Raw genomic sequence first — 25,288 nt, 5'->3', positions numbered from 1 at the left:
AAAATTGGATCAGCTACGAGAATGGGTTAAAAATATAGTGTTAGTTATCTTATTTTCTAATTTTATTCAGATGTTGGTTCCTAGTGGTCAAATGAAGAGTTTTGTTAAGGTAATTATTGGTTTTTTTATTATATTAGTCGTATTGAATCCTATTTTAAGTTTGGCCCGTTATCCTCAACAAATATTGAATTTAGATTTATTCAGCATCCAAAAACCTTCCTTTGATGAAGTTTTAGAATATGGTGAAAGTTTAAAAAGAGAGCAGGATAATGAAATAAGGGATGAATATGAACAGAGGTTGGGTAAGCAGATTGAATCTTTTATAGAATTTAATTTTCAAATAGAATCCACAGTAAAATTGAGTTTAGATCAAGAAAATGAATTAGAAAAAATAAAAATTAGAGCTCAAAAAGGTAGAATTAATCCAGTAAATATTGATTTGTCTCAGGAAGATAAAGATTCTAAATCTGATCAGAAAGAAAAAAAAATAAAAGAATTAATTACTAACTTTTATGGTCTTAATTTAGAGCAGGTTGAAGTCAATTTTAATTAGAGGGCTATTTAGTTGAGGTTAAGTGATTATGATAGCTAATAAGTTAATTTTTGAGTTAGCTCAGAAAGGAGAAGAAGAATGGGAGCTGAAGATTCATTTTTAAAAGAGATTTTAAATAGTAATTTAAGTAAATCACAATTAAAGTTTATTCGTTACCTAGGTTTATTTATCTTAATGGGAGTTTTTTTGATATTGCTTGGGGATTTTGGTGGTAACTTTTCTCAGCCTGAAGGTTCGAAGCAAGATTATAATCACCAGCAATCTAGTGCTGGAGGTGCTTTGGCTTTAGAAGAAGAATTAGAAAAAAAACTAGCATCTATTTTATCTCAAGTACAGGGGGTAGGAAGAGTAGCTGTTGATGTTACATTAGATACCAGTTCAGAGTATGTTTATGTCAGGGATTACCAGCAATCAAATCAGGAAGTTAAAGAAGAAGATGATGCAGGTGGAATTAGAAATACGATTGAATCTGATAAAAGAGAAGAAATAGTTATTATAAATAAAGGTACTGGGGAGGAAGCATTAGTAAGAAAAGAGATTAAACCTAAAATTAGAGGAGTGTTAGTTGTTGCTGAAGGGGCAGGGAATTCTTATGTTAAGGCCGACTTAATGCAAGCGATCAGAAGGGGATTAGGGGTGCCTAGCCATAAAATTATTGTATTACCAAAAGAAAGGTAGGGAATAATAATGATCATAGGTAAATCAGAGTTAAAAAAGAAAATGGGTTGGTTTTTAGTATTAATGGTCTGGGTAGGAATGGTAACTGCTGTTGTAGTTCATCAACTTCCCGAAGGAGGGCAGTTAGCTGAAGTCTCTTCTGATCAAGAAGTTGAATTCAAGACAACAAATTATGAAGAAATGGATAGTGAGCAATTAAAGGAGGTTGAGAAGCTAGAAGAAGAATTAGCTACTAGTGTTGCACAGGAGGATAGTCACGATACTAACTTCTTTGTAGAGTATCGAATGGAACGTGATCAAGCTCGTAGTGAACAGATTAATCTATTGCGGGAAATGATAAATAACCCTAATTCTGATGATAAATTGAAGGTTCAAGCACAAGAACGCTTATTACAAATAACTAATAATATAGAAAAAGAGATGGAAATTGAAAGTATGATTAGAGCTCGGGGGTATAATGACGGATTAGCATTCTTACATGACAGTTCAATAGAATTAATTATAGCTACTGAAGGATTACAAAAACAAGATGTGGCTAAAATTGGAGATATAGTTTCTAATAGTACAGGAATTAGTCTAGGGAATATAACTATAATTGAGAAAAAACCTGAATAATTGACAAATAGAAGGAAATAAGATATAATAGTTAGATAAGTTTATCGTTTAGCTCAGGTGAGTTGTTTATTACCTGAGTTTTTCTCTTAATTTTTTATTAGAACAATCTGTTTTTATAAAAGAGGAGAACAAGTGATATTATAGAAGAATAAGTAGTGAGTAATATAGGAGGGAGAAAAATGGAAAAAAAGAAGGTTAAGATCACAGATACTACATTAAGAGATGCTCATCAATCTCTATGGGCAACTAGAATGAAAACTGAGGATATGCTACCGATAGTTGGGAAGATGGATGAAGTAGGTTACCATTCGTTCGAGGTATGGGGAGGAGCAACTTTTGATGTATGTATGCGTTTTTTACAAGAAGATCCGTGGGAAAGGCTAAGATTATTAGATAGTTATATTAGCAATACGCCGTTGCAGATGTTATTAAGGGCACAGAATGTAGTTGGCTATAAACATTATCCTGATGACGTGGTTAGAAAATTTGTTGAGAAAGCAGCTGAGAATGGAATAGATATCTTTAGAATTTTTGATGCATTAAATGATGTTAGAAATATGAGAACTGCTGTGCAAGCAGTAAAAGAGACAGGTAAACATGCACAAGCAACTATATCTTATACAGTAAGTCCAGTGCATACAATAGAACATTATGTAGAGACTGCGGTTACTTTACAACAAATGGGGGCAGATTCTATCTGTATTAAAGATATGGCTGGTTTGTTGAGACCATATAGAGCTTATGATTTAGTATCATCATTAAAAGAAGAAATAGAAGTACCAATTCAATTACACAGTCATTATATTGGTGGATTAGCAATGCCTACATATGTAAAGGCTATTGAAGCTGGAGTTGATGTTGTTGATACTGCTACTGCCTCCTTAGCTTTTGGTTCTTCGCAGCCACCTGTAGAGACAATGACTGCTATTTTAGATGATACGAAATATGATACTGGTTTTAATCTAGATCAGTTATTTGATATAGATAGTTATTTTGAACAAGTCAGAAGAAAAAGAGGATTTGATCGTGGAGTTACTAAGATTACTGATATGCAGACTTTTTCTCATCAAGTACCAGGTGGGATGATGTCTAACTTAATTTCTCAATTAGAAGAGCAAGATTCATTGGATAGAATTCAAGATGTATTGAATGAAATTCCAAAAGTAAGAAAAGAGTTAGGTTATCCACCATTAGTGACTCCTACGAGTCAGGTGGTAGGAGTGCAATCGGTATTTAATGTATTATTAGGTGAAAGATATAAGGTAATCCCAGATGAGGTCAAATCTTACATTAAAGGATATTATGGTAAGCCGCCAGCTGAAGTTGATCCAGAAATTAAAGAGTTAGCAATTGGTGATGAAGAACCAATTACTTGTCGACCAGCTGATTTATTAGATCCAATCCTGGATGATATTAAAGATGAAGTGGAACAATATGTAGAGAAAGAAGAAGATTATCTCAGTTATGCTTTATTTCCTCAAGTTGCTTTAAAGTTCTTAAAGAGAAGAAAGCAAGATAAGAATATTTTTGGGGAAAATAATAATAATAAAATTTCAGAGGAGGAAGAAAATATGGAATTAAAAGATATTAAGGAATTAGTTCAGATGTTAGATGAAACTGATATTTCAGAGATTAATTTGGAAAATGACGGGACAAAAGTAAGTATTAAGAAAGGTGGAAAGGTTGTAAGTCAAGAAGCTAGTGAGAATGTTACTACTCAAGCTGTAGAAGATGAAACAATTGTTGTTGAGGCTGATAAAGAAGATACTAAAGAAGATACTAAGGTTGCTAAAGCTCCAGCAGCAGGAGAGAAGATTGAAGCTCCAATGGTTGGAACATTCTATCGTGCACCTGCACCAGATGCTGACCCATTTGTAAAGGTAGGAGATATAGTTGAAGAAGGTGATACGGTATGTATTATTGAAGCAATGAAATTAATGAATGAAATTGAAGCTGAATTTAAGTGTAAAATTGTTGATATATTAATAGAAGATGCAGAACCAATTGAATACGGTCAACCGTTGTTTGTTGTTGAAAGAGTATAAAAGGAGCAGTGATAAAATGTTTGATAAAATATTGATAGCAAATCGAGGCGAAATTGCACTAAGAATTATTAGAGCATGCCAAGAGCTTGATATAAAAGCTGTAGCAGTCTACTCTGAAGCAGATAAAGATTCACTACATGTTAAATGTGCTGATGAATCATATTGTATTGGAGCTGCTTCATCAAATGAAAGTTACTTAAATATTCCTAGTTTGATCAGTGTAGCTGAAATTGCTAATGTAGATGCTATTCATCCTGGTTATGGCTTTTTATCAGAAAATGCAGACTTTGCAGAGGTTTGCGAAGAGTGTGGCTTTAAATTTATTGGGCCAAAAGCTGAAAGTATTAGAAGAATGGGAGATAAATCAGTTGCTAGAGAAACAATGATTGAAGCGGGAGTGCCAGTAGTACCTGGGACTGAAGGTGTTTTAGAGAATAAAGAAAGAGCAGTTGAAATTGCAGAAGATATTGGATATCCAGTTATTGTTAAAGCTTCCTTTGGTGGAGGCGGTCGAGGAATGAGAGTTGCTCATAATAGTGATGAAGTAATTCAAGCATTCCAAACAGCTAGTTCGGAGGCAGAAGCTGCCTTTGGTAATGCTGAAGTTTATCTAGAAAAATATGTTGAAAAACCACGCCATATTGAATTTCAAATTTTAGCTGATGAACATGGAAATGTAGTTCATTTAGGTGAGCGTGATTGTTCAATTCAAAGGCGTCACCAAAAAGTAATTGAAGAAGCACCATCACCAGCTATTGACCCTGAGTTGAGGGACGAAATGGGTTTAGCAGCAATTAAAGCTGCTAAAGCGGTTGATTATCATAATGCTGGGACAATAGAGATGTTACTTGATAAACATGATAATTATTACTTTATTGAGATGAATACAAGAATTCAGGTAGAACATCCTGTTACTGAACTGGTAACAGGAATAGATATTATCAAGGAGCAGATCAGAATAGCCGCAGGAGAAGAATTAGGTTATACACAAGATGAAATTGAGATTAGTGGTGCATCTATTGAATGTAGAATTAATGCTGAAGACCCTAGTAAGAACTTTAGACCTTCCCCTGGTAATATAAATGAGTATATCATTCCAGGAGGATTAGGAGTTAGAATTGATAGTGGTGTATACCCTAATTATATGATTCCTCCTTTTTATGATTCAATGGTTGCTAAATTAATAACTTGGGGTCGTGATCGTGAAGAGGCTCGTAAGAGAATGTTAAGGGCATTGAATGAATTTAAAATTGAAGGAATTAAGACAACTATTCCATTTCACAAAGAAGTATTACAAAATGAATACTTTATTGCAGGTAACTTTGATACAGGATTTATTGAGGAGCATATAACACATAATGAAGAATGAGTCTCCTTTATTTAACAATTGATAAATTAATTAGAGGTTTTTAAATTGGAGAAGGGGGAAAGAAGAATGAGCCAGACAGATAATAGTGTGGGAGCAATTAGAATTGCTAATGAAGTGGTCAGTATTATTGCTGGTTTAGCTGCTACTGAAGTTGAAGGTGTAGCTGGAATGAGTGGAGGATTAGCCGGTGGTATTGCTGAGATGTTAGGTAGAAAGAATTTGACTAAAGGTGTTAAAGTTGAAGTTGGTGAAACTGAAGCTGCAATAGATTTATATGTAATTATGAATTATGGAGTCAGCATTCCTGATGTATCTTGGAAGATTCAAGAAAGTGTAAAGAATGCTATTGAAAATATGACTGGCTTAGATGTAGTAGAAGTTAATATTCATGTACAAGGTGTCAGTTTTGAAGATGAAGATAAAGATGAAGTAGTAGTTGAAGAAGAGGGGGAGACAACGGAGGTTCATAGAGTAAGATAATTGATAGTAAAAGCTAACTCTGTTTAAACAGAGTTAGCTTATATGCTTATTAAGAGGTGAGTAAAAGTGAAGTTGCTTGATAAATTTTTTATGCTATTATTTACAGTGATACTGATTCTTCTGTCTTCAGTAATGATTGGGTTAGCAGTAGATTTGGTTTCTTTTCAACATTTATTCGAATTTATTAGAGGGTTAGAGGGTAGAGTTGAAGTAGGGGTTATTGGTTTAATCTTCTTTTTAATGTCAGTTAGGATTTTACAACTATTATTTAGAAGAAAAAAAAGCAAGTCTGCTGTAGTAGATAATGCAAAGACAGGAACAATTATGATAAGTTTAGAGGCAATTAATAGTTTAGTTAGGAAATTAGTTGAGCAAGAAGATAAAGTTGTAGAGAGCAATTCGAAGATTAAAATTAAAGATAAGGGAGTACATATTTATTTGAAGTTAGTAGTATATACTGAAACTAATATACCTAACTTGACTCAAAAATTACAAGAGATTATTAAAGAACAGGTAACTCAATCTACAGGAGTTAAGGTTGGTCAAGTAGAAATTTTGATTAGGGAGCTTCAATCAGAAGAAGCAACGAGATTAGATTAAAAAAAGAGGTGTTTATTTAAATGATTGAATTGGATGATCTAATGCAATTTTTAAGCCTCTTGAGTGATTATAAAGGCAGAATTTTGGGTACATTATTGGGAATGTTTATCTCTTTGTTGATTATTAGATTTGGAGTTATTTTAGCTATTTTTATTTTAGTGTGGATGGTAATTGGTTTTTATTTAGGAGCAAGATTTGATCGTAGGGAAGATTTCAGAGATATAATTAATGATATTTTGCCTCCTAATGAATAAAAACAGTTATTTTTTATTAAATTAAGATTAATTCTAAGCCACCTGCTGAGAATAGGTGGTTTTTTGAATTGAATAAATTATTTGCTTTGGGGATGGATTAAAAGAGGAGGAGATTAAAATTAGTTGTAATGTAAATAGACATCAAGCAAGAGAGATTGCTATTCAGGTTTTATATCAAATGGATATTAACAAAGAGGGCTTAGAAGAGAATTTGAGTATTTTAAGCCAAGAACAACCGGAATTAGATTTAAGTTCAGGATTTTTAGTAGAGATAATTGAAGGGACAGTAAATAATTTAGAGCAGATTGATCGATTGATTACTCAAAATACAGTAGGCTGGAAAATTGAGCGAATGAGTAAAGTTGATAAAAGTATTATTAGATTAGCTGTTTATGAAATTTTACATCAAGCAGAGATACCAATTGCAGTATCAATTAATGAAGCGGTAGAATTAGCTAAAAGTTTTAGTGACCAACAATCTAGTAAGTTTGTAAATGGAGTATTGGGTAATATAGCTGATTCTTTAGAAATAAGGGAGGAGGATTAGTTCAATTGATTTTAGGGATTGATACGAGTAATTATACTACTTCAGCAGCCTTATTAGCTTCTTCTGGAGAGTTGGTTACTCAAAAAAGAGAACGGTTAGAAGTTGAGCGAGGGGAAAGAGGGCTTCGGCAATCAGAAGCAGTCTTTCAACATGTTAATAAATTACCACAGGTAATTGCTGAAGTAGTTGAAGGTAAAAAGGGAGAGTTAACTAAGGTTGTAGTCAGCACAAGGCCAACTTCTCAAGCTGATTCTTATATGCCCGTTTTTAGAGTTGGTGAGGGCCAAGCTAAAAGTTTAGCTAGTATTTTAGACTTGCCTTTGTTTGAAGTTTCTCATCAAGAAAGTCATTTAATGGCTGGAGTGTGGTCGGCAGGATTAGATGTTGAAAAGTTTTTAGCAATTCATTTATCTGGTGGTACATCTGAGTTATTAAAGGTCAGTAATAAGCAGGGGTTAGGTTTTGTAGTAGAAGTATTGGGTACCAGTCAAGATCTACATGCGGGCCAATTTATTGATCGGGTAGGAGTAGAACTAGGGTTTTCTTTTCCTGCTGGGCCAAGTTTAGAAAGGTTAGCTTGGGAAGGTGAATTAGGAGAAGTTGTCATTCCTTCAGCAGTTGATGGTTATCAGATGAGCTTTTCAGGGCCAACATCAGCAGCAATGAGAGCGATTGAAGCAGGAGAGAAGAAAGCGGATATTGCTTTAGCAGTCCAACAAGCGATTGCCAATACAGTAGAGAAAGTATTAAGAAAGGCTATTGGGAAAGAAGATGTAACAGATATCTTAATTGTAGGTGGAGTAGCAGCTAATCAATATATAAGAGCAAGATTAAAGAAGAGATTAGAGCATCCTGGGGTTGGAGCTAAATTATACTTTGCCGATCCAAAGTGGAGTAGCGATAACGCCGTAGGAACTGCAGCATTGGCATTGGAGCTAGAGACAAAAAGTTAAGTAAAGTATCATTACCCTCTAGATGGTTCTGGAAATTTTTAAAAATCAAATTGTATATTGTGAAAATGTTTTTATTATAGTATAATAAAGATTAGTTATTGATTACTTACTTTTATTTGTAAGTCTATAATATAAATTACAAAATAGCTTAAGCTTAAGGTTGAGGTTAAGCCTAAGACAATCGTTAAGAACATAAGGGTTTTTAGTTCTTACTTAAACTTAGACTTAAACTTAAGCTATATATAATAAGTTTAGAGTTTATAATTAACTTACAATAAAGATCATTTTTAAAGAGAATTAGAGGAGGGTCTAGAATGTATCAGATTTTAGAGAAAGAAGAATTAGCACCTAAAATTCAAAAATTTGAAATATCAGCTCCCCAGATAGCAGCTAAAGCAGAGCCTGGACATTTTCTAATAGTTAGAGTAGATGAATTTGCTGAGCGAATTCCTTTAACAGTTGCTGATTATGATCGAGAGCAAGGAAGTGTTACAATTATTGTTCAAGAGGTTGGTTTTAGCAGTAAGCAGATCTGTGATTTAGAAATTGATGATAGTTTTTTAGATCTAGTTGGCCCGTTGGGGAAACCTATTGAAACTGAAGATTATGATCGGGTTATTTGTGTTGCTGGAGGGTTAGGAGCAGCTCCTTTATATCCTAAGGTTAAATCGTTAGCTAAAAAAGGAGTCGAGTTGATTACGATCTTAGGGGCTCAAAGTGAAGAGTTACTGATCTTAGAAGAAGACTTGGCTGATTTGAGCCAAGAGTTATATATTACAACTGATAATGGTTCAAAAGGAAGAAAAGGATTTGTAACTGATCAACTAGAAGAGATTTTGACTGAAGACGATCAGTTTGACCTGGTAATTGCAATTGGCCCAATGATTATGATGAAATTTGTAGCAGAAGTGACTAAAGAGTATGATATAGATACAATGGTCAGTTTAAATTCATTAATGGTTGATGGAACAGGGATGTGTGGAGGTTGTCGAGTTACAGTTGGTGGAGAGACTAAGTTTTCTTGTGTTGATGGGCCAGCTTTTGATGGCCACTTAGTAGATTTCAATGAACAATTACAAAGAAGTAAAACATACCAAGATAAAGAAGAAAAAGTTAAAGAACATGAGTTTTGGGGAGCTGATTGCCGTGCAAAAAGAGAAAACTAAAATGCCCCTACAAGATCCTAAAAAGAGGGCCAACAATTTTAATGAAGTAGCACTAGGTTACTCTAAAGAGGATGCAATCAATGAAGCTAAGAGATGTTTACAATGTTCTAATCCTGTTTGTAAGGAGGGCTGTCCGGTTCGAGTCGATATTCCTGAATTTATCGATTTGATAGCAGAAGGCGATTTTGCAGCAGCAGCTAAGAAGGTTAAAGAAAAGAATAGCTTACCTGCTGTTTGTGGTAGAGTATGTCCTCAAGAAGAACAATGTGAAGCTGAATGTATAGTTGGTAATAAGAATCAACCAGTAGCGATTGGTAGGTTGGAACGTTTTGTAGCTGATTATATTCGTGAGCAAGAGGAAGTTGAAAAAGTTGCTCAAGAAAAAGGGCAAGTGGCAGTAATAGGCTCAGGGCCAGCAGGTTTGACAGCAGCAGCTGATTTGGCCAAGCTAGGTTATCAAGTGACTATTTTTGAAGCATTTCATAAGGCCGGTGGAGTATTGACTTATGGAATTCCTGAGTTTAGATTGCCTAAGAGTATTGTCCAAGATGAAGTTGAAAAGATCGAAGAATTAGGGGTTGAAATTAGATACAATCAAGTGATTGGAAAGATAAAGAGTTTAGACGAGTTATTTGTTAAGGGATATCAAGCAGTTTTTGTCAGTACAGGTGCAGGGTTACCACGCTTTTTAGGGATCGAAGGAGAGAATTTAAATGGTGTTTATTCAGCTAATGAATTTTTAACTAGGGTTAATCTGATGAAAGCTTATCAATTCCCTAAATATAAGACTCCAGTCTACACTGGAAAGAAAGTAGCAGTCGTAGGGGCAGGAAATGTAGCTATGGATGCAGCGCGAACTGCTTTGAGGTTAGGGGCTGAAAAGTCGATAATTGTTTATCGACGTAGTAGAGAAGAGATGCCTGCTAGAGAAGAAGAAATTGAGCATGCTCAAGCAGAAGGGGTTAAATTTAATTTATTGAATAACCCAACTAAGATTTTGGGTGATGATGATGGATTTGTAACAGGAATGGAATGCATTAAGATGGAATTAGGGGAGCCTGATCAGTCAGGTAGAAGGCGACCAATTCCAATAGAAGATTCAGAATGGACCTTAGATGTTGATCAGGTGATTATGGCAATTGGTCAAAGCCCTAATCCAATCTTGATTAATGATACTCCAGAGATTGAAACGAAAGATTGGGGTACGATTAAGGTTGATGAGGAGACAGGAATGACGACTAAAGAAGGTGTTTTTGCTGGTGGAGACATTGTAACTGGTGCAGCAACTGTAATTGAAGCTATGGGAGCTGGTAAAAAGGTTGCTCAAGCAATTGATCAGTACCTCCAAAAGAAGAATAATTAAAGAAAAGCTGATTAAAAGCAGGTTATAGAATTCCTATAATCTGTTTTTTTAATTGGTTAGGAAATTATGAGTGCTGTTTATCTTTAAGGTTTTTAAATGGTTGCCTAGAATAAGGATTAACCCTAGATTATATACAGAAATCATTTGGTTTATTTGCTATAAAGATGAATAATGTGTAAAATTTAGCAGGTGAAAAATGATTAATCTAGAACTAATTCTAATATACTTTATAAACCGGATTAATCTCAGTTAAAATAAGATGTTGGAAGTTTATGTGTAGCTAGTTTATCGACTTGTTGATATCTTTTTAAAGGTTTTAAGTTGATAGTTGACGACTGAGAGTTATCTTACAAAAGTACTATAATAGTGGGATAGTAGCTTTTGTTTTAGATGAGAGTATGAACTAAAGGGGGGAGAATAATGAAGAAGTATATACTCCTGATAGGTGTTATGATAATAGTTGGATTAGTTTTTAGATCTATGGGAGGCCCTAGCTTTATGAGGGATAGTGGATATGAAATTACTGGTCAAGTGGTAGATAATCAAGGTAGAGGTATAGAAGGTGTTAGTTTTGATTTTGGTGCTTTGGGAACTGTTGAGACAGATCAAGAAGGAAGATGGAGTAAAACCGGTTTAAAAGAGAGCGTAAGGGTTGAACCAATCAAAGAAGGGAAGAACTTTTATCCTAATAATGTTGAAGTAGGTATGGATAGGGATAATCTTTATTTCGTAGAAGAGGAATGGTTGGAAGATATATTGATCTGGTTGAGTTTAGATCCTGATAGTAGTAAGGCTAATTATGAAGCATCTGCTTCTATTCGGAAACTTAACGGGTCTAATCAAGCTCAAAAATTTAGTGATACAGAGATAGTAGTTAATGATGTAATGTTACAATTTGATAATGCTTATGATGATGGTTTGGTCAGTTTATTTAGTTATCGGGAAGGGGATCTAAAGTTAGAGAATGAAGATGTGATAACTATAAAGATCATTCATCCGCTGTTGGGCTGGACTGCAAAGGAGGTTGAAGTTCCTAAGCAAGTAGGTAATTTAGAGATAACAGGTGATATAGATGGATGGATAGGAGGAGAAGAGGATTCTATAATATTGGAGTGGTCTGCAAGCAATAGTGAACTTTATAAACTTTGGATTAGTCTGTATGATGAACAAGAAGAGTTGATTAGTGATGCGGTTACTTTAGTTGCTTCTGAGTCATATACTTTTTCTGATACAAGTTTGCTAAGTTCTTATGATACAGATAAATTAACTACTTATATTGAATTTGAAGTCTTTGCGGTTAATATGTATAGATTAACTGATTTTAGTAAAAACTCAGGAATTGAAATTAGTACTAAAGAAGGGCCAACGGTTTCTAACTTACCACATAATTAAATTTTTAGGTCCTAATGTAGGTAATGAAGGTACCTGCATTTTTTTATTGAAATTTAAATTTGAGATGAAAGTTATATATATGACTAGATAAGGAGGTTAATGATGAGTCAACAGAAAATTATAGGTATTAGTGCAGGGCGAAAAGGAAAGATAACAGAAGAAGCTGTAAAGATTGTTTTAGAAGAAACTGGGTTAGATACGGAAATTTTTTCATTATCTGACTTTGAATTGTTAACATGTGATGCTTGTAATGGCTGTGTAGAGACCTATCGTTGTGTTAAAGATGATGGGTTGAATCAAATTTTTATCAAAATGGAGCAAGCGGAAGGGGTTGTCTTTGGGGCTCCTGAGTATTGGGAAGGAATTAATGCTAAAGGGCGAAGTTTTTGGGAGCGTATCTGCTTTAGTATTCGCCATAATGCTCATTTTCCTTTGCAGGATAAAATAGGAGTAGCTATAGGAGTTAGTGGAGATGGTAATTCGACAGCAGCACTAGAAGATATCAGGAGGTTCTTTGTAGATGCTAGACTTGAAATTGTTGGTGAGATAGAGGTGCAAGGAGAGTATGCTTGCTTTACTTGTGGATATGGAGAGCGGTGTGCAGTAGGAGGTTTAGCGGAAATTTATGATTTACCGCTGGAAATTACTCCAGATAAGATTCCAAATTTATACAATCAAACCTCTCATCAAGCTAGAAGGAATAGTGTAATTGCTAAATTAAGAGAAGTAGGATTAAGAGTAGCTCAAAAAATAAAAGATAATTAAAGTCAAAAAGATAGATTAATACCTCCTTCTTGTTAGTATAGTTATTTGATTTAGGGAAGATTGATATTAAGGAAGATTAAAAATTAATTTTATTTGATCTTGAAAAAGAGGGTGATTTTTTTTATAATAACAGGTAATAGTAGTGAAGTTAAGTATTGAGTAATGAGGAGGAGAAAAAATGGGGAGTACTAAAGGAAAAGTGAGTAGTGAGAAGGTAGTTGCTCAGTCTCAAGATAATGTCGATTCTAAGCAGGAGAAGAAAGAAGCTGTAAGATATCGGAGTTTAGGTTATGGTGGCTGGGCCAATTTATATGTGATGCCTGAATAATTTAAATAAAGAGAAAGAAATTTAGTAATAGCTTTGGCCGGTGTAACCGGTTTTTTTTTTGCTAAGAAGTTTAAAAGCGTTCTTGTTATTAAAAGATATAGTAATATTAGATTGATTGAAGTGATTTATTTTATTTCTGAGTTTTTTATCTTTTTGTGTTATAATATAATTGTATAATCTAAAAAGGAAAGAAGATGATATTATGGATTATATTTGGTCTGTTTCAGAAGTTACTAATTATATCAAAGAAGTGCTGACAGCTGATCCTAATTTAAATCAACTCTTAATTAAGGGGGAGATTTCTAATTTTCATGCCCATTCTTCAGGTCATATGTATTTTACTTTAAAAGATCAGGATTCTCAAATCAAGGCGGTTATGTTTAGAAGCAATAATCGCAATTTGAAATTTGAACCAGAAGATGGGATGTCAGTCATTGCTACTGGAAGAGTAGGTGTTTATTCTGTACGAGGAGAATATCAATTATACATCAGTGATTTAGAGCCTGATGGGATTGGTTCATTATACATAGCTTTTGAACAATTAAAAGATAAATTGGAACAAGAAGGTTTATTTAGTGAGGAATATAAAAGAGCGATTCCTCAAATCCCTGCTAAAGTAGGGGTTATAACTTCTCCAACTGGAGCCGCCATTCAGGATATGATCAGCGTAATCAAGCGTAGGTTTGCCAATGTTTCTGTCTTAATTGCACCGGCTAAGGTACAAGGAAAGGCAGCAGAGGATAGTTTAATTACTGCTTTAGAAATGTTGAATCAAACAGATGTTGATGTGATTATTATTGGTCGTGGAGGAGGATCGCTAGAGGATTTATGGGCATTTAATAAAGAGCAATTGGCTCGAACTATTTTTAATTCTGAGATCCCTGTTATTTCTGCTGTAGGGCATGAAACTGATTTTACAATTGCTGATTTTGTAGCTGATTTGAGAGCACCAACCCCTTCAGCAGCGGCTGAATTAGTTGTTTCTGATGCTAAAGAGCTCAAAAGGTACTTAATTAAATTGGAAGATAATTTGATTAAAGCTATGGAAAGTAAACTTAATTATTTAACTGAGAGGTTGACTTATCTTAAGGAACGAGAAATTTTTGGGTTATTAGAGCAACAATTACAAGATCATCTGCAAAGAATAGATGAATTGGAAATGGAATTAAGGGGAAGTATTAGTAATAAATTGGCTTATAAACAAGAGAGGTTAGAGTCTATTGTAGTTCAACTTAACTCTCTTTCTCCATTGAATACGTTGGCCCGAGGTTATAGTTTGACTTATAAAGCTGACACAAAAAAAGAAGTTAAATCAGTTGAGCAAGTAAAAGCAGGAGAAAAAATTGGAGTGAGGTTAAAAGATGGAAAGTTATTTTGCCAAGTAGAAAGAACTGAAATTGAAAGCTTAGGAAAATGAATACAAATTCAAGATAAAGTTAATTTAATCTAAATCAAAGTGGTTTAAATTTCCCAATAAAATCAAGAGATTGATTTTAAAGTTGTTAAAAATAGGTATAATAAAGATGGAATCCATATATTGAAGGAGATACTCATTTGATGTAGAAATAAATATAGTGGTGAATAATTAGTAATAAGGAGTGGGGTCAATGTCGATTGAAGTTGAACTATCCTTTGAAGAAGCTTTAGAGCAATTAGAAAGTATTGTTAAGGAGTTGGAAAGAGGAGAATTACCTTTAGCAGAATCTTTGGATAAATTTGAAAATGGAATCAAATTGACCAAATTTTGTTCTCAAAAATTAGAAAAGGCAGAAGGAAAGGTAGAAGTCATTAAAGAAGAAGCAGGAGAAATTAAAACTGAAATTTATGATAATTATGGAGAAAAAGGAGCAAACTAATGGATATCAAGGAATTTATTTTAACTAAAGGAAAAGTAATTAATGAGGCTTTAAATGAGTGTTTAGAAGAGGCTAAGCCTGAAAGATTACATCAGGCAATGAGGTATAGTGTTTTAGCTGGCGGGAAGAGGTTAAGGCCAATTTTAACTTTAGTAGCCGCTAAATTAGTAGGTGAAGAAGAAAAGAAGATCTTACCGGCAGCTTGTGCTTTAGAGTTAATACATAATTATTCATTGATCCATGATGATTTACCATGTATGGATGATGATGACTTTAGACGGGGTAAGAAGACTAACCATAAAGTTTTTGGACAAGGGATGGCTGTTTTAGCAGGTGATGCATTGTTGACTTATGCTTTTGAGTTATTAGCTGAAATAGATGATCTACCTGCTGAACGGGTTTTATTAGCAACTAAAAAGTTAGCTAAAGCTGCTGGTAAGCAAGGGATGGTTGGAGGTCAGGCTGCTGATATATTAGCTGAAGGAAAAGAGGTAGATAAAGAAGAATTAGAGTATATTCATACTCATAAGACTGGAGCTTTGTTAGAAGCAGCAGTCAGTATAGGAGCTATTTTGGGAGGGGCTACACGACAAGAGCTAGCTGCCTTACAGGATTATGCTCAAGGTATTGGATTAGCTTTTCAGATTGTTGATGATGTATTGGATATTGAAGGTGATGCTGAGAAGATAGGCAAAGATGTTGGGAGTGATTTAGAAAGTGATAAAGCTACTTTCCCGGCAGTTTATGGGTTAGAACGGTCAAAGGAGATGGCTAGCGAGAATTGCCAAAGAGCTAAAGAAGCAGTCAGTATCTTTGGAGAGCAAGCAGAGATATTAAGAAAATTAGCAGATTACATTATAGAACGAGAATATTAAAATGTTTGATATATATTAACAAATTATTAATTATTGACTGAAAACTAATAAAAGAAGGTGATTTAGATTATGACAGAGTTGTTATCTGAGATAGATTCGCCCCAGGATTTAAAAGACTTATCAATTAAGCAGTTATCTGATCTGGCTCAAGAAGTTAGAAGTAAGATCATTTTAACCTTATCTAAAACTGGTGGTCATCTAGCTTCTTCTATAGGTGCAGTTGAACTAATAATTGCTCTACATTCTATTTTAGATAGTCCTACTGATAAGATAATTTGGGACGTTGGACATCAAGCCTATGCCCATAAAATATTGACAGGGAGGGCTGATGACTTTGCAACCTTACGTCAATTGGATGGGATAAGTGGATTTCCTAAAACTACTGAAAGCCTTCATGATCATTTGGATGTAGGACATAGTAGTACTTCTATTTCTGCTGCATTAGGAATGGCTTGTGCTCGTGATGTTAAAGGGGATGATGAGACGATTGTAGCAGTAATTGGAGATGGTGCTTTAACAGCAGGTATGGCTTTTGAAGCTTTAAATCATGCTGGAGATTTAGGTAAAGATTTAATTGTACTACTAAATGATAATGAAATGTCAATTTCTAAAAATGTGGGAGCTGTTTCTAATTATTTAGATAAATTGAGAACTAACCCTCGTATTCATAAAGCTAAACAAGATGTAGAAGATTTATTACAAAAGATTCCTAGCTTTGGTGATAAGCTCTTAAAGACAGCTGGAGCAATGAAGAATGCTCTTAAGTATTTAGTTGTATCTGGGGTTTTATTTGAGGAGTTTGGATTTACATATTTAGGGCCAATTGATGGTCATGATCTGAAATCGGTTCAGACCCATATTAAGGATGCCCAACAACTAGGAGGGCCAGTCTTAATTCATGCTTTAACGACTAAAGGGAAAGGATATCTTCCTGCTGAAGAGAACCCTTCTCAATTTCATGGTGTTGGCCCGTTTAATATTAGGACGGGTAAAGGAAAGAGGAAGCGTAAAAATCCAACTTATACAGACATCTTTAGCCAAACTTTGGTTGATCTAGCTGAGGAAAATGAGGATATTGTAGCAATCACTGCTGCTATGCCATCAGGAACAGGGCTGAATCGATTTGCGGACAAGTTTCCTGATCGATTTTATGATGTTGGTATTGCTGAGCAACATGCGGTTACCTTAGGAGCTGGTTTGGCATTAAATTCTGTTAAGCCTTTTGTTACTTTGTATTCAAGCTTTTTGCAACGTGGTTATGATCAAGTTTTACATGATGTCTGTTTACAGCAAGCACCTGTTAAATTTGCAATCGATCGAGCTGGGTTGGTAGGTAGAGATGGGGGAACTCATCAGGGGGTTTTTGATTATGCTTATTTACGACATCTACCTAATATGACGGTTATGGCTCCAAAGGATGAAAATGAATTGCAAGATATGTTATTAACGGCTGCTAATTATGAAGCAGGGCCAATCTCTGTTCGTTATCCACGTGGAGAGACTTTTGGAGTAGAGTTAACTGACAATCAAATCTTGGAGATTGGTAAAGCGGAAGTGCTTAAAGAAGGAAAGGATGCAGTAATTCTAGCTATTGGCTCAATGGTCTATCCAGCTTTAGAGGTTGCTCGGCAGTTGGCCCAAGAAGAAGGGTTGAATTTAACTGTTGTTAACAGTCGATTTGTTAAGCCTTTAGATCAAGAATTAATTCTAAATTTAGCTGCTGAATTTGATACTTTGTTTACTATTGAGGAACATGTTTTACAAGGTGGTTTTGGTAGTGCTGTAGCTGAATTATTGGCTGATCATAATCAACAGCTTAACTTAAAGCGCTTCGGACTACCAGATAAGTTTATTGAACATGGAACTCAAGATGAGTTGTTGGCCCGTTATGGTCTAGATGAACCAACAATTAAAGCAGAAATTAAAGCAGAAATTAAAGCAGTTTTGCAGGAGGGATAATGTGGCACAAAAGGAACGATTAGATGTAGTAGTTACTTCTAAGGGATTGTTTAAAAGTCGTTCTCAAGCTAAGCGTTCCATAATGGCGGGTTTAGTTTATGTTAATGATCAACAGATTGATAAAGCAGGAACTAAAATTGACCCTGAAGCTGAGATCAGGGTTAAAGGTAATCTACATCCTTATGTTAGTCGAGGAGGACTAAAATTAGAGAAGGCAATTGCTGAATTTAATTTGAATTTGACAGACAAATTGGTAATTGATATTGGCGCTTCAACTGGTGGTTTTACTGACTGTGCTTTGCAAAATGGAGCTAACAAGGTTTATGCTATTGATGTAGGTTATAACCAGCTAGCTTGGAAGTTACGAAGTGATGAGCGGGTTGTTAGTATGGAGCGTACAAATGCTCGTTATTTGGCTCCAGATGACCTGGAGGAAGTGGGGGATATTGGAACTATCGATGTAGCATTCATCTCTTTGACTAAGATTTTACCTGCTTTAAAAGGATTATTAAAACCAGCAGGAGAGATTATAGCCTTGATTAAACCTCAATTTGAAGCTGGTCCAGATAGGGTTGATAGTAATGGAGTTGTTAAAGATCCAGCTGTTCATCAAGAAGTAATTACTAAAATTTGCTCTTTTGCTCAAGAGATAGCCTTGAGTCCGATTGAACTTTCCTATTCTCCAATTACTGGTGGTAAAGGGCATAATATTGAGTATTTAGTACACTTGACTCTTAAGCAGCAGAAAGAAATTAATAATTTAGCTACTAAAATAAAAAATGTTGTTGTAGAAGCCCATCAAGCTTTAGATTGATGGATTTTCTCTGGTTTAAGTTGGGGGTGAAATGATGAATAAAATAGGATTGATTGCTAATGTAACTAAAAAACAATCCCAAGATGTGTTGGGTAAGGTTTGTGATTTTTTAGAGGATAATAAGAAAGAGTATATTTTAGATAAAGCAAGTGCTCAATTATTAGAGAGAGAAACAGTTAGTAAGCCATATCAAGTATTGGTTGATTTTGTTGATGTAATTATTGTTTTTGGTGGGGATGGTACTTTTTTAAAAGCAGCTCGTACTTTTGCAGAAAGTTTAGTACCTATTTTGGGGATTAATTTAGGTAATTTAGGATTTTTGACTGATATTGAACTAGATAAGCTTGATCATGGGTTAGAAAAATTATTGAATGGGAATTACTCTATTGAAGAAAGAATTATGTTAGAAGGAAGGTTGATTAGAGAAGGTGAAGAAATTGATCGGGTATTAGCAATTAATGATTTAGTAGTTACTAAAGGTTCTTTTTCACGAATTATAAATTTGAAAACCTTTATAGATGGAGAATATTTGGCTACTTACCCTGGTGATGGTTTGATTATCAGTTCTCCAACAGGATCAACTGCTTATTCTTTGTCTGCTGGTGGGCCAATTATTAATCCTAGAATGGAGTCGTTAATTATTACTCCAATCTGTCCACATACTTTACATTCACGTTCTATTATTACTACTAAGGATGAAAAAATCATCGTAGAAGTGGAGGCTGATCATAGTAATATTATGTTAACAGTTGATGGACAGGGTAGTCTACAACTATTGTCAGGAGATACTGTTGAATTCCAAAAATCAGATTTAGTTAGTCGTTTAGTTAAGCTAGAGGGTTATAACTTTTATAAAGTCTTACGTAATCGGTTACAGGGCAATAAGTTTTAAGGAGAGATAAGTATGAAAAGTAAACGTCATCTTAAAATTATGGAGTTAGTTAAGGAAGAAGAGATCCAGACTCAAGAACAATTAGCAGTTAGGTTACAAGAAGAGGGGTTTAATATTACACAAGCTACTGTATCACGTGATATTAAGCAGTTAGGATTAATTAAGATACCAGTAGGGGAAGGTGGATATAAATATTCTCTCTCTTCTAACCAAAGAGAAAAGGTAAATATCAGTAGTAGGATTAAGAGAATGTTTCGGGATTCAGTAGTCAATATAGATTATACTGATAATTTAGTTGTAGTTAAGGCTTTACCAGGAACGGCCCCAGGTGTAGCTGCATTATTAGATAATAGTGAATGGGAGAATGTAATTGGTACAATAGCTGGAGATGATACAATTTTAATGATTGTAAAGCCTAAAGATGCTGTAAAAGATGTGATTGAAAAGTTAGAAAGTTTGACTGGATAAAGGGGTGAAACTGATGTTATCCAACTTGGCTATCCAGAATTTTGCTTTAATTAAAGAGCTAGAACTGGATTTATCTTCTGGGTTAAATATCTTAACAGGAGAGACAGGATCAGGTAAATCGATTATTATTAAGGCGTTAGATATGTTATTAGGAGGCAGAGCTTCAACTGATTATATTAGAAAGGGTAGAGAAAAAGCAGTAATTGAGGCTATTTTTCAGATTAAAGATAATCAGGCGGTGCAAGAAGAGTTTAAAAGATTAGGATTGGGATTGCCGAAAAGCGGAGAAGTTATCTTAACTCGTGAAATTAGCCACTCTGGAAATAATAAGTCTAGAATTAATGGTCGGATTGTTACTTTAGAGATGACACGTTCGATTAGTAAGTATTTGATTGATATTCATGGGCAACATGAACATCAATCTTTATTGAATGTTGAGAACCATTTGAGGTTATTAGACCAATTTGGTGGAACAGAGGTATTAGATTTAAAGGAGAAGTTGGCAGATTTTTATAGTGAGTTACAACAGAAGGAAGAAAAGTTGTCTGGGATAAATCAGAGTGAAAAGGAAAGAGATCGAAGGATTGATTTATTAGAATTTGAGTTAAATGAAATTAAAACAGCTGAACTTGAAATTGGTGAAGATGAAGAATTGATGTCAGAAAAAAACAAATTGAGTAATGCTGAGGAGTTGAATCAAGTCATTGGAGCTGCATATCATCAGTTATATGAAAGTGATATGTATGACTCTGCTATGATTGATCAAATTAGTCAATTAGCTAAAGAGATAGACAGTTTAACTAAGATTGATCAAAATTTAACCCCAATTGCAGAACTACTAACAGAGATTAATTACCAATTAGAAGATGTCTCTTTTAGATTAAAAGATTACCAAGATCAAATAGAATTTGAGCCTCAGAGGTTGGATATAATAGAAGAGAGGTTAGAGTTGATTAATGATTTAAAGCGGAAGTACGGGCCAACAATTGAAGAGATATTGGATTATAAAGAAGAAATTGCTGTTGAATTGGAGCAATTAAAGAATAGTGAGGTTAGAAAAGAGAGGTTAGAAGAAGAAATTAAGCAGTTAAGGGTTGCTTATCAAGATCTTGCTGAGCAATTATCAACTTCTCGAAGAAAAACAGCTCAATTTTTAGAAAAGAATATATTACAAGAATTGAAGGATTTATCTATGCCACAAGCAAGGTTTAAGGTTGATTTTAAGAAATATCAAAACTTTACTAAACAAGGAATTGATAAAGTTGAGTTTTTGATTGCTCCAAATCCAGGTGCTGACTTAAAACCACTAGCTAAGATTGCCTCTGGAGGGGAGTTATCACGAACTATGCTGGCTTTGAAAACAATCACTGCTGATATTGATCAAGTTTCTAGCTTGGTATTTGATGAGGTTGATACTGGTATTGGAGGCAGAGTAGCTAAACTTGTTGCTAATAAGTTGCTTTTTTTAGCTAAAAAGCATCAACTAATCTGTATTACGCACCTTCCTCAAATAGCTGCTATGGCTGATCAACATTATTTGATTATGAAAAAATTACAGCAAGAAGGTTCACAGACTGTGGTTCATTCTTTGACTACTAATGGTCGAATCAGGGAGTTGGCCCGGATGTTAGATGGTAGTTTAAATACGAAAACTTTAGAGCATGCTGAGGAGTTAATTAAATCTGCTTTAGAGAAAAAAGAGGCAATTTGACATAAAGTAACTGAATACTGTTTGATTGCTTAGGGCATCTTTAAATATAAAGGTGCTTTATTTTTTTTGGAAGAGACTACACAGGTGGGGACTGTGTAGGAGTGTGGTTAATGAAAAAAGCTAAAAAAATTATTTTAATTAATTTAATTTTAATCTTATTGTTAGCTCCACTGGCTTCTGACTTTTTATTTTTAGTAGGTTTGCCTAATTATTGTCAGATTATAGAAGGGAATGAAGAAGAGTTAGAGATTCGTCTTCCCTTTATGGTCTCTGTTAGTTCAAAGCAGGAAGGAAGTTTAAAAGTAAATGGTCGTAAGATTACTACTCAAGGTTTGAATGTTAATTTGACAGAACCATTAGCATTACAAGCATCTTCAGTAGGTAGGTATAATCTTAAATTTAAGTTATTTGGAATTATTCCATTGCAGAGAATGATTGTAAATGTAATGCCTGAAGTTAAGGTTGTTCCAGGGGGACAAGCTATTGGAGTTACGTTAAAATCTGATGGTATTATGGTTGTTAGAGATTCATATGTTGAGCAAGAAGATGGAAATAAGGTTTATCCTGCTCAAGAAGCAGGGATTCAGGTAGGAGATAGTCTGTTAGAGATAAATGGTGTTAAAATTAAAAGTAAGCATCATTTGGCCCGGCTGATTCATCAATCTGGGGAACGTGGTGAGAAATTAGAGTTAAAAATAAGAAAAATTAATGACAGCATTGTTTTTAAAGAAGCTATGCCTGTTAAAGATAAGAGTGGGTATTATATGCTTGGAATTTATGTTGATGATGGAGCTTCTGGTGTAGGAACAATGTCTTTTTATGAATTTGAAGAAGGATATTATGGAGCATTAGGCCACATGATTACAGAAGATAGTAGTCAATTAAAGGTTGATGTGGGTGAAGGAGAGATTGTTAGAGCTAATATTTCAGGAATTAATCAAAGTAGTCAAGGGCTACCTGGAGAAAAGTTAGGTACATTTTTGAGAGAACAAGAAATTCTAGGAAATATTATGAAAAACAATAGTTTTGGAATTTATGGGAAGTTATCTGTTCAGCCTGAACATCCTCATTTTGAAAAACCAATACCAATTGCGAGTGTGTTTGAAATAGAAGAAGGAGCAGCAAAAATGTATACTGTAATTGAAGGAGGAGAGATTGAAGAGTTTGAAATAGAAATTGAGAAAGTTATTAAACAATATCGACCAAGTGAAAAAGGATTAGTGATCAGAATAGTTGACCAAGAGTTACTAAAAGAGAGTGGTGGTATAGTTCAAGGAATGAGTGGAAGTCCTATTGTCCAAAATGGAAAATTGGCTGGAGCGGTTACTCATGTCTTTCTGAATGACTCAACCCGAGGTTATGGCATCTTAGCTCAATGGATGGTAATGGAAACACAAGCATTAAGAGATAAAAACACCAGAGAATTTGCTTCTTGAATTCTTTGGTGCTTTTTATTAAAATAAGGAGGAATATGGAAATTAATCTAGAACTTATAATAAGAAGAACTTAGGATAGTATAAGGGGGAAAAATAATGGAAGAAAAATCGGTAACCAAAATATTATTAGCAGATGACAATACTGATTTTTGTAATTTGCTTAATGAGTATTTAGACCAACAGGAAGATTTCAGAGTGATGGGAACGGCTAATGATGGTGTAGAGGCTTTAGAATTAATTGATGAAGTTGAATTTGATCTATTAATTTTAGATATTATCATGCCTCATCTTGATGGAATTGGTGTGTTAGAAGAATTACATAGTCAAGGAATAACTGAACAATGTAAAATAATTATGTTGACTGCTTTTGGTCAGGAAGAATTAACCCAAAGAATTGTGAATTTAGGAGTAGATTATTATATTTTAAAACCTTTTGATTTAGAGAAGTTAGGTAGTAGAATTAGACAGATAATGTCTCCAGTTGTTGGCGGGACTAATGGATATGCTATTAAAGCTCAAGGAGTTAGTGAAAGAAATGTGGAAGAAAGAATAACTGACATGATGCACCAAATTGGTATTCCAGCCCATATTAAAGGGTATTTATATTTAAGAGAAGCAATTACTCTAGTAATCAAAGAAGTAGAGTTATTAGGAGCAGTAACTAAAGAGTTATATCCATTAGTAGCTCAAGAATTTAATACTACTGCTAGTAGAGTAGAACGGGCTATTCGCCATGCAATTGAAGTAGCCTGGGAAAAAGGAAATATTAAAGCAATTAATCGAATTTTTGGTCACTCGGTAACTACTGAGAGTGGTAAACCTACCAATTCACAATTTATTGCTAAAATAGCAGATAAGTTAAGAATAGAATTGAGAAAAGCAAGATAAAAAATTAATGACCATTTAAAATGTTGGGGCAGATTTAAATCTGTTCCAACATTTTTGTTTTTTGTAATAATTGAATTTGGTTTCATATTATTAGAAGTATGAGACTGATAAAAATAAGCTATACTAGATAATAGTAATTAAATAGGAGGATTGAATTATGCAGTTGACTGGCGAAGTGAGGTTAGGTACTAGAACTAAGCAGCTAGTTAAAGAATTAGCTCAAGATGAGATTACTATAATTGACCATCAAGATATTGACCAATTAGCTGCAAAAGCCTTGATTAAATCTAAGGTTAAAGCTGTAATTAATGCTAGCCCTTCAATTAGTGGTAGATACCCAAATTTAGGGCCAAAAAAATTATTAGAAGCAGGGATTCCTGTTCTTGATCAAACAGGAATAGAAATTTTTTCATTATTAGAAGATGGAGATCAAATTTCTATTGAAGGGGAATCTATTATTAAAGAAGGGCAAGAAATAGCCAGTGGAGAAGTTTTGACCTCCGAAAGGGTTAAAGTTAAATTGCAAGAAGCAGAGGATAATTTAGATAATGAATTGAATAAGTTTATTGATAATACGCTTGATTATGCTAAAGATGAAAAAGAATTGATTTTGGGCTTAGATATTCCAGAGTTAGATACCAATTTAAAGGATGAAGATGTCTTGATTGTTGTTAGAGGCAATGATTATCAAGAGGATTTAGAAGCAGTTATTTCTTATATTAGAGAGGTACAACCAGTATTGATTGGTGTAGATGGTGGGGCAGATGCGTTGATAAATTATGGATTTGAACCTGATATTATTATTGGTGATATGGATAGTGTTAGTGATCAAGTACTAGCCTGTGGAGCAGAACTAATTGTTCATGCTTATTCTAATGGAGTAGCTCCTGGGATGAAACGAATTGAAGAGTTGGATTTGGAAGCTAGCAAATTTGCTGCACCTGGGACTAGTGAAGATATTGCTATGTTATTAGCTTATGAAAAGGGAGCTGAATTGATTGTAGCAGTAGGAACTCATACAACAATGATTGATTTTTTAGAAAAAGGACGTCCAGGGATGGCCAGTACATTCTTAGTACGAGTAAAAGTAGGGAATAAATTAGTAGATGCAAAGGGGGTTAATAAATTATATAAGAGTCGAATTAGGTTTAAATATGTAGCTCAGGTTTTAGTTGCATCTTTAATTCCAATCATAGTCATTGTTATGGTTTCCCAACCAATTTCACAATTGCTCAAGTTATTAATTATGAATATTCAACTCAATCTTGGCTTTTAGGAGGA

26 protein-coding genes are annotated in these 25,288 nt (G+C 34.3%); all 26 read left to right on the top strand.

Annotated features, from left to right (window positions below; translation table 11 throughout):
• Window positions 1–4 precede the first annotated feature (4 nt).
• The 26 genes from spoIIIAF (at window position 5) to steA (ending at window position 25,283) form a co-directional block, all read left to right on the top strand.
• Window positions 5–553, top strand: coding sequence for a stage III sporulation protein AF (spoIIIAF, locus tag ACKF5P_RS07830; RefSeq protein WP_408954657.1), 549 nt, complete (start codon window positions 5–7; stop codon window positions 551–553).
• A gap of 78 nt (window positions 554–631) precedes the next feature.
• Entirely contained in the window at window positions 632–1,231 is a 600-nt protein-coding gene (locus tag ACKF5P_RS07825) for a hypothetical protein (RefSeq protein ID WP_408954656.1), read from the top strand.
• 9 nt (window positions 1,232–1,240) lie between these two features.
• On the top strand, window positions 1,241–1,846 hold the full coding sequence (locus tag ACKF5P_RS07820; protein ID WP_408954655.1) for a SpoIIIAH-like family protein: 606 nt from the start codon (window positions 1,241–1,243) through the stop codon (window positions 1,844–1,846).
• 179 nt (window positions 1,847–2,025) lie between these two features.
• Window positions 2,026–3,891 (top strand): acetyl-CoA carboxylase biotin carboxyl carrier protein, encoded by a 1,866-nt coding sequence (gene accB / locus ACKF5P_RS07815; protein ID WP_408954654.1) that lies wholly within the window; start codon window positions 2,026–2,028, stop codon window positions 3,889–3,891.
• A gap of 16 nt (window positions 3,892–3,907) precedes the next feature.
• Window positions 3,908–5,260, top strand: coding sequence for an acetyl-CoA carboxylase biotin carboxylase subunit (accC, locus tag ACKF5P_RS07810; protein ID WP_408954653.1), 1,353 nt, complete (start codon window positions 3,908–3,910; stop codon window positions 5,258–5,260).
• Between the two features lie 66 nt (window positions 5,261–5,326).
• On the top strand, window positions 5,327–5,740 hold the full coding sequence (locus ACKF5P_RS07805; protein WP_408954652.1) for an Asp23/Gls24 family envelope stress response protein: 414 nt from the start codon (window positions 5,327–5,329) through the stop codon (window positions 5,738–5,740).
• A gap of 66 nt (window positions 5,741–5,806) precedes the next feature.
• Window positions 5,807–6,340, top strand: a complete 534-nt coding sequence (gene amaP / locus ACKF5P_RS07800; RefSeq protein WP_408954651.1) for an alkaline shock response membrane anchor protein AmaP — start codon at window positions 5,807–5,809, stop codon at window positions 6,338–6,340.
• A 20-nt stretch (window positions 6,341–6,360) separates the two neighbouring features.
• Complete coding sequence (locus ACKF5P_RS07795; RefSeq protein WP_408954650.1) at window positions 6,361–6,594, top strand: DUF2273 domain-containing protein; 234 nt, start codon at window positions 6,361–6,363, stop codon at window positions 6,592–6,594.
• Between the two features lie 76 nt (window positions 6,595–6,670).
• Window positions 6,671–7,141 (top strand): transcription antitermination factor NusB, encoded by a 471-nt coding sequence (gene nusB, locus ACKF5P_RS07790; RefSeq protein WP_408956643.1) that lies wholly within the window; start codon window positions 6,671–6,673, stop codon window positions 7,139–7,141.
• A gap of 5 nt (window positions 7,142–7,146) precedes the next feature.
• Window positions 7,147–8,094, top strand: coding sequence for an O-sialoglycoprotein endopeptidase (locus ACKF5P_RS07785; RefSeq protein WP_408954649.1), 948 nt, complete (start codon window positions 7,147–7,149; stop codon window positions 8,092–8,094).
• A gap of 314 nt (window positions 8,095–8,408) precedes the next feature.
• Complete coding sequence (locus ACKF5P_RS07780) at window positions 8,409–9,260, top strand: sulfide/dihydroorotate dehydrogenase-like FAD/NAD-binding protein (protein ID WP_408954648.1); 852 nt, start codon at window positions 8,409–8,411, stop codon at window positions 9,258–9,260.
• Complete coding sequence (gene gltA, locus ACKF5P_RS07775) at window positions 9,217–10,623, top strand: NADPH-dependent glutamate synthase (RefSeq protein WP_408956642.1); 1,407 nt, start codon at window positions 9,217–9,219, stop codon at window positions 10,621–10,623. The genes ACKF5P_RS07780 and gltA overlap by 44 nt, the downstream gene beginning before the upstream one ends.
• 420 nt (window positions 10,624–11,043) lie before the next feature.
• Complete coding sequence (locus ACKF5P_RS07770) at window positions 11,044–12,015, top strand: hypothetical protein (RefSeq protein ID WP_408954647.1); 972 nt, start codon at window positions 11,044–11,046, stop codon at window positions 12,013–12,015.
• 102 nt (window positions 12,016–12,117) lie between these two features.
• Entirely contained in the window at window positions 12,118–12,780 is a 663-nt protein-coding gene (locus tag ACKF5P_RS07765; protein WP_408954646.1) for a flavodoxin family protein, read from the top strand.
• 178 nt (window positions 12,781–12,958) lie between these two features.
• Window positions 12,959–13,108: a hypothetical protein gene (locus ACKF5P_RS07760; RefSeq protein ID WP_408954645.1), complete on the top strand. Its 150-nt coding sequence runs from the start codon at window positions 12,959–12,961 to the stop codon at window positions 13,106–13,108.
• Between the two features lie 202 nt (window positions 13,109–13,310).
• Window positions 13,311–14,525, top strand: coding sequence for an exodeoxyribonuclease VII large subunit (xseA, locus tag ACKF5P_RS07755; RefSeq protein ID WP_408954644.1), 1,215 nt, complete (start codon window positions 13,311–13,313; stop codon window positions 14,523–14,525).
• A gap of 190 nt (window positions 14,526–14,715) precedes the next feature.
• Window positions 14,716–14,964, top strand: a complete 249-nt coding sequence (xseB, locus tag ACKF5P_RS07750; RefSeq protein ID WP_408954643.1) for an exodeoxyribonuclease VII small subunit — start codon at window positions 14,716–14,718, stop codon at window positions 14,962–14,964.
• Window positions 14,964–15,839, top strand: a complete 876-nt coding sequence (locus tag ACKF5P_RS07745) for a polyprenyl synthetase family protein (protein WP_408954642.1) — start codon at window positions 14,964–14,966, stop codon at window positions 15,837–15,839. Before xseB ends, ACKF5P_RS07745 begins: the two co-directional genes overlap by 1 nt.
• A 69-nt stretch (window positions 15,840–15,908) precedes the next feature.
• Window positions 15,909–17,798 carry a 1-deoxy-D-xylulose-5-phosphate synthase gene (gene dxs, locus ACKF5P_RS07740; protein WP_408954641.1) on the top strand — a complete coding sequence of 630 codons (1,890 nt, stop codon included), beginning with the start codon at window positions 15,909–15,911 and terminating at the stop codon, window positions 17,796–17,798.
• A 1-nt stretch (window position 17,799) separates the two neighbouring features.
• Window positions 17,800–18,612 carry a TlyA family RNA methyltransferase gene (locus tag ACKF5P_RS07735; protein ID WP_408954640.1) on the top strand — a complete coding sequence of 271 codons (813 nt, stop codon included), beginning with the start codon at window positions 17,800–17,802 and terminating at the stop codon, window positions 18,610–18,612.
• Window positions 18,613–18,646: 34 nt separating this feature from the next.
• Window positions 18,647–19,504 (top strand): NAD(+)/NADH kinase, encoded by an 858-nt coding sequence (locus tag ACKF5P_RS07730; protein ID WP_408954639.1) that lies wholly within the window; start codon window positions 18,647–18,649, stop codon window positions 19,502–19,504.
• Window positions 19,505–19,516: 12 nt separating this feature from the next.
• Window positions 19,517–19,972, top strand: a complete 456-nt coding sequence (gene argR / locus ACKF5P_RS07725) for an arginine repressor (RefSeq protein ID WP_408954638.1) — start codon at window positions 19,517–19,519, stop codon at window positions 19,970–19,972.
• Window positions 19,973–19,985: 13 nt separating this feature from the next.
• Window positions 19,986–21,683 (top strand): DNA repair protein RecN, encoded by a 1,698-nt coding sequence (gene recN / locus ACKF5P_RS07720; RefSeq protein WP_408954637.1) that lies wholly within the window; start codon window positions 19,986–19,988, stop codon window positions 21,681–21,683.
• A gap of 110 nt (window positions 21,684–21,793) precedes the next feature.
• Entirely contained in the window at window positions 21,794–23,119 is a 1,326-nt protein-coding gene (spoIVB, locus tag ACKF5P_RS07715; protein ID WP_408954636.1) for a SpoIVB peptidase, read from the top strand.
• A gap of 96 nt (window positions 23,120–23,215) precedes the next feature.
• On the top strand, window positions 23,216–24,007 hold the full coding sequence (spo0A, locus tag ACKF5P_RS07710; RefSeq protein WP_408954635.1) for a sporulation transcription factor Spo0A: 792 nt from the start codon (window positions 23,216–23,218) through the stop codon (window positions 24,005–24,007).
• A gap of 157 nt (window positions 24,008–24,164) precedes the next feature.
• Entirely contained in the window at window positions 24,165–25,283 is a 1,119-nt protein-coding gene (steA, locus tag ACKF5P_RS07705; protein WP_408954634.1) for a putative cytokinetic ring protein SteA, read from the top strand.
• Window positions 25,284–25,288 lie beyond the last annotated feature (5 nt).

It is taken from the genome of Natroniella sp. ANB-PHB2, assembly GCF_046097105.1.
Lineage (GTDB): Bacteria > Bacillota > Halanaerobiia > Halobacteroidales > Halobacteroidaceae > Natroniella.
Note: the sequence above shows the minus strand (reverse complement) of the source record. Positions and strands in the feature narration are given on the sequence as shown.

Bases quoted from the DNA above. Each gene is read 5' to 3' on its own strand.
- ACKF5P_RS07825 (WP_408954656.1), top strand. From the start codon at position 632: ATGGGAGCTGAAGATTCATTTTTAAAAGAGATTTTAAATAGTAATTTA.
- ACKF5P_RS07820 (WP_408954655.1), top strand. From the start codon at position 1,241: ATGATCATAGGTAAATCAGAGTTAAAAAAGAAAATGGGTTGGTTTTTA.
- accB (WP_408954654.1), top strand. From the start codon at position 2,026: ATGGAAAAAAAGAAGGTTAAGATCACAGATACTACATTAAGAGATGCT.
- accC (WP_408954653.1), top strand. From the start codon at position 3,908: ATGTTTGATAAAATATTGATAGCAAATCGAGGCGAAATTGCACTAAGA.
- ACKF5P_RS07805 (WP_408954652.1), top strand. From the start codon at position 5,327: ATGAGCCAGACAGATAATAGTGTGGGAGCAATTAGAATTGCTAATGAA.
- ACKF5P_RS07795 (WP_408954650.1), top strand. From the start codon at position 6,361: ATGATTGAATTGGATGATCTAATGCAATTTTTAAGCCTCTTGAGTGAT.
- ACKF5P_RS07780 (WP_408954648.1), top strand. From the start codon at position 8,409: ATGTATCAGATTTTAGAGAAAGAAGAATTAGCACCTAAAATTCAAAAA.
- gltA (WP_408956642.1), top strand. From the start codon at position 9,217: ATGAGTTTTGGGGAGCTGATTGCCGTGCAAAAAGAGAAAACTAAAATG.
- ACKF5P_RS07770 (WP_408954647.1), top strand. From the start codon at position 11,044: ATGAAGAAGTATATACTCCTGATAGGTGTTATGATAATAGTTGGATTA.
- ACKF5P_RS07765 (WP_408954646.1), top strand. From the start codon at position 12,118: ATGAGTCAACAGAAAATTATAGGTATTAGTGCAGGGCGAAAAGGAAAG.
- ACKF5P_RS07760 (WP_408954645.1), top strand. From the start codon at position 12,959: ATGGGGAGTACTAAAGGAAAAGTGAGTAGTGAGAAGGTAGTTGCTCAG.
- xseA (WP_408954644.1), top strand. From the start codon at position 13,311: ATGGATTATATTTGGTCTGTTTCAGAAGTTACTAATTATATCAAAGAA.
- xseB (WP_408954643.1), top strand. From the start codon at position 14,716: ATGTCGATTGAAGTTGAACTATCCTTTGAAGAAGCTTTAGAGCAATTA.
- ACKF5P_RS07745 (WP_408954642.1), top strand. From the start codon at position 14,964: ATGGATATCAAGGAATTTATTTTAACTAAAGGAAAAGTAATTAATGAG.
- dxs (WP_408954641.1), top strand. From the start codon at position 15,909: ATGACAGAGTTGTTATCTGAGATAGATTCGCCCCAGGATTTAAAAGAC.
- ACKF5P_RS07730 (WP_408954639.1), top strand. From the start codon at position 18,647: ATGAATAAAATAGGATTGATTGCTAATGTAACTAAAAAACAATCCCAA.
- argR (WP_408954638.1), top strand. From the start codon at position 19,517: ATGAAAAGTAAACGTCATCTTAAAATTATGGAGTTAGTTAAGGAAGAA.
- recN (WP_408954637.1), top strand. From the start codon at position 19,986: ATGTTATCCAACTTGGCTATCCAGAATTTTGCTTTAATTAAAGAGCTA.
- spoIVB (WP_408954636.1), top strand. From the start codon at position 21,794: ATGAAAAAAGCTAAAAAAATTATTTTAATTAATTTAATTTTAATCTTA.
- spo0A (WP_408954635.1), top strand. From the start codon at position 23,216: ATGGAAGAAAAATCGGTAACCAAAATATTATTAGCAGATGACAATACT.
- steA (WP_408954634.1), top strand. From the start codon at position 24,165: ATGCAGTTGACTGGCGAAGTGAGGTTAGGTACTAGAACTAAGCAGCTA.